This window comes from Bradyrhizobium sp. MOS001, assembly GCF_004634465.1.
GTDB lineage: Bacteria > Pseudomonadota > Alphaproteobacteria > Rhizobiales > Xanthobacteraceae > Bradyrhizobium > Bradyrhizobium barranii.
The window spans coordinates 1-3,175 of sequence record NZ_SPVJ01000128.1 but is presented as its reverse complement, the minus strand read 5'-3'; the positions used below and the strand labels follow the sequence as shown (position 1 = coordinate 3,175).

4 protein-coding genes are annotated in these 3,175 nt (G+C 60.7%); 2 read left to right on the top strand and 2 right to left on the bottom strand.

Translation table 11 applies throughout. The features are described 5' to 3' along the window. Positions 1–1,260 precede the first annotated feature (1,260 nt). The gene (locus CT676_RS44710; RefSeq protein WP_167768356.1) at positions 1,261–1,419 is read left to right on the top strand and encodes a hypothetical protein; all 159 of its coding nucleotides are present in this window, start codon (positions 1,261–1,263) and stop codon (positions 1,417–1,419) included. A gap of 200 nt (positions 1,420–1,619) precedes the next feature. Here CT676_RS44710 and CT676_RS43295 read toward each other — a convergent pair whose 3' ends face one another. Then, positions 1,620–1,904: a hypothetical protein gene (locus CT676_RS43295; protein ID WP_244623533.1), complete on the bottom strand. Its 285-nt coding sequence runs from the start codon at positions 1,902–1,904 to the stop codon at positions 1,620–1,622. 679 nt (positions 1,905–2,583) lie between these two features. On the opposite strand from CT676_RS43295, the gene CT676_RS43290 reads away from it, so the two are divergent. After that, a complete protein-coding gene (locus CT676_RS43290; protein WP_080586918.1) occupies positions 2,584–2,745 on the top strand; it encodes a DUF2934 domain-containing protein in 162 nt (53 codons plus the stop codon). A gap of 217 nt (positions 2,746–2,962) precedes the next feature. On the opposite strand, the gene CT676_RS44995 is transcribed toward CT676_RS43290, so the two are convergent. Beyond that, positions 2,963–3,175: hypothetical protein (locus tag CT676_RS44995; RefSeq protein ID WP_205124645.1), on the bottom strand; the 213-nt coding region annotated here is incomplete at its 5' end.

Sequence of the window (3,175 nt, the reverse complement as noted above, 5' to 3'; positions counted from 1 at the left end):
GAGGGCTCCGCGCCGGCTCCCGCCGCTGCCACCGTCCAACCGGGCAAATCCAACAGCCGGGGCGAACTCAGGACTGGATAAAACTTGGGGGCAAGGTCACCTCCTCTGTACACGGCGCGCCGAGCCTGTCCGCAAGCTTTGGGTAGGTGCGGGCGCAAGCATTGAAGAGGGGGGCGCGATCGGCCTCGCCAGACCAAGGCCCCGCATCCTTGAGTCGACTGGATTTGCGATTCGGTTTGCGGGATGCGGCAGAACACCGCAACGCCTGGCCGGCCGATCACGCACCCGTGTCGATGAGGGTAATGCGGGAGATCAGCACGTCCACAGCGCGCCAGCCACAAAGCCATTTGACGATTGATTGGCGGGTCTAGTCCCTCTCAGGCGCAGCGCCCTCGGCTACTCCGGAAAAACCCGGCGACCCTTGGAGGAGCGCCGGGATGATCCGCCGATCTCAACGCCATTCCAATGGCTGACAGGTTGAACAAATGGCGCTGGCGCGTCTATTCGAAACCCGCCGGATCGCCTCGTTTTAGTCGGACGTGTGGCTCGCAAGCCACGTCACCGAGTGCAAGGCACCCACCGCGCAGGTCGCTGCGGCGGTGGTGGTGCTGGCCGGAACTCAGCACTCTACCGTGCAGACGATCGCTCGCCGCATAGCACGATAAGACGTCGCGCGGACCAGGAACCGGCGCAGCCCGACGATCATTGGCCCTTATGCCGACCATGCGATCGGCATTTGAGGCGACCCCGGTCGGCAACTGCCTCCAAGGTAGCGCACCATGGACCGCATATTTCTCGCCGTCATCGTCTCGGCACTGCTGCTGCTTACCGGCGCCTTGGGGCTAGTGCTCCGCGAAGTTGGTGGATCTGATATCAGCGCGAAGCGCTCGCTATTCACGCCCTCCCACGTTCCGCTGCCTCCGCCTCCTGATCCTGGGACCGTGGGACAGGCCGCTCGTCCCGAGTTTCGCTCAGAACGAACAGGAGAACCCCGGCCAGCCCGACCTGGGTCATTAGATTGAGAGCTACCGTTCAGAGCGATATTGGGGGCGCGCGATTTCAGTGCACCCTACCGTTCAGATAATCGCGTTGCAGTAGGCCGCGGCCGCTCTGGATTTGCAGCCGACGCCTGAGATCAGTCCGTATATGAGGACAGAGCGCTAGCGCGCGACTGCAGAAGGAATAAGGTCCCTCCAGCGGTAGGGTGCGACCCGGATACGGAGATGGATTGGGCTCATCAGCGATTCTGGAGGACGCCCCATGGATACCGAAAAGCAACCGCCTCAAGGTCAGGCCAAAAACTCTTCCGAGCAGAAGCCAATCATAGATCAGATGATCGACCTTGCTGCCAACGCGGCCGGAGTGCTGGCCGACCGCCGTGAAAACGGTGGCGGACAAAGCAAAAAAGGCGGCGGCTAGACGCATCCCCAAGTCAGTCAAGAAGGTGGCGACAACCGTCTCCAACGCTGCCGCAAGAAGAAAGCAGTCAAAAAAACTGCCAAAAAGAAATCTGCCAAGAAGGCCGCAAAGAAGTCAGCCAAGAAAACCATGCCCAGGAAATCAAAGAAGGTCGCTAAGAAGACTCAGCCAAAAAGAAGATCGCGAAATCGAGGCGCTGATCAGGCCAGCATCCGCAACCAAGCGCTGATCGTCAGAGCGTGATGTGCTTGACCGACGACAGATGCTTCAGACGCATGTCTGAGACATTTCCTCGGCCTCTTCTTTGCCAGCACCCTAAGCATTTCGATGCCGATGTCGCCTTCCTGCGGCGACCTGATGAAGTCGAGCTTGCCCACGGACTGTTCGACGGCTGCGATGACTGCAAGTGCGTGTTTGGCTGTCGCGACTTCGGTCGTCAAAACCGCGACAGTGCTTCGCTTCAGAAACCCGATGGTGTAAGGCATTTCTGCTTCCAAAGTTTCGGGACGGTCATGACGTCCACTTGCTGAAAGGGCGGCTTCAGCCTCCGGTACCTGCTGCTAGCGCCGGACTTCGAGCAGAAGGTGTGATACTGGCCCGAAGCGCGAAGCCAATGTTGGTCGCACGCGCGCGTTCCTACTGAAGATGTGTTGGAGGCAGGCTTCCCGCGAATTTAATGTGGCAACGTATCATTTGTAAGCGCGCGAGCGCGCCGAAAGCAGAGGATGGCGTCGGTGCGCTGGACAAGCCGCGCGCTCGCGGCCCCAGCGTCCCGGCTCCTACCGCCCGGACGATTGGGGCCGTCGCGGCCGCGTCAGCGATAGAGCAGTGCGAGGACCATCAATGCCGGTGCAATCATGCCCAGCAGGATAATTAGCACGATCTAGGGTACACAAGTGAACAGATGGAACAGACGGCGGTGCGACATGCTCGCTTCGGTGCGCTGGGCAAGTGGCGCGCTCGCGGCCCCGGCGTTCCGGCTCCTGTCCCAGCCTCCCCGGATGCTTGGGGCCGTCGCGCGCCGATTATGTACGTGGCGTGAAACAGCGCGACAAATGCGCGTGGTTATGAATAGGGGGCTTCTCAGTTCACAGGCACGTTTTTGGGGATGACCGGATTAGGAACGCCTCCGATTGCCCCTAGTTGAGGGTCTGGAGAAGGCCCATGAATAGGCGAATTGATGAAGCCGTTGCGGCCCGGGCCTACGAGTTGTGGGAGCAGGCAGGTAAGCCAGAGGGCCGAGACGAAGACTTTTGGCGCTTGGCCGAGCAGGAATTGCTCAACGAGGATCAAAGCTCACCTCGACGCACACCGGATACGCTTTAGGCGAGGGCTACCCGGCATAGCCGCGCTTGCCGGCTATCATCTGCCCTGCGCAACCCTGAGGAAATTTGGCGGCGGTCTTTCTAAGCCACCATGGAGAACCGGTCCAGTGCCGGCAACGTCTCGGCCCTGACTGTCCGCAGACGGATCGTCCGTCATCATACCCGACTTCACGCCGCTCCTCCGCCGGATAGCTGAGGCTGTTCGGCGCATCGCTCAGTCACGGAAGATGGAAGAAGAAGTTCGTGCGCGCGCGGAGAGCCACCGGGATTTGCGACCCAAGAATTCTGAACCAGCGTTGAAGTCGTCCGATGCCGCCTGAATGTCCGTTGAGGGTCTTGGGTGTGTGCAAACGGATAGGTCGGCACGCGGCCGTGGTCGCCAATCGTTGCAGGCGGCCGATGTCTCGCGTCGGAGCGTCCAATGACTGGCC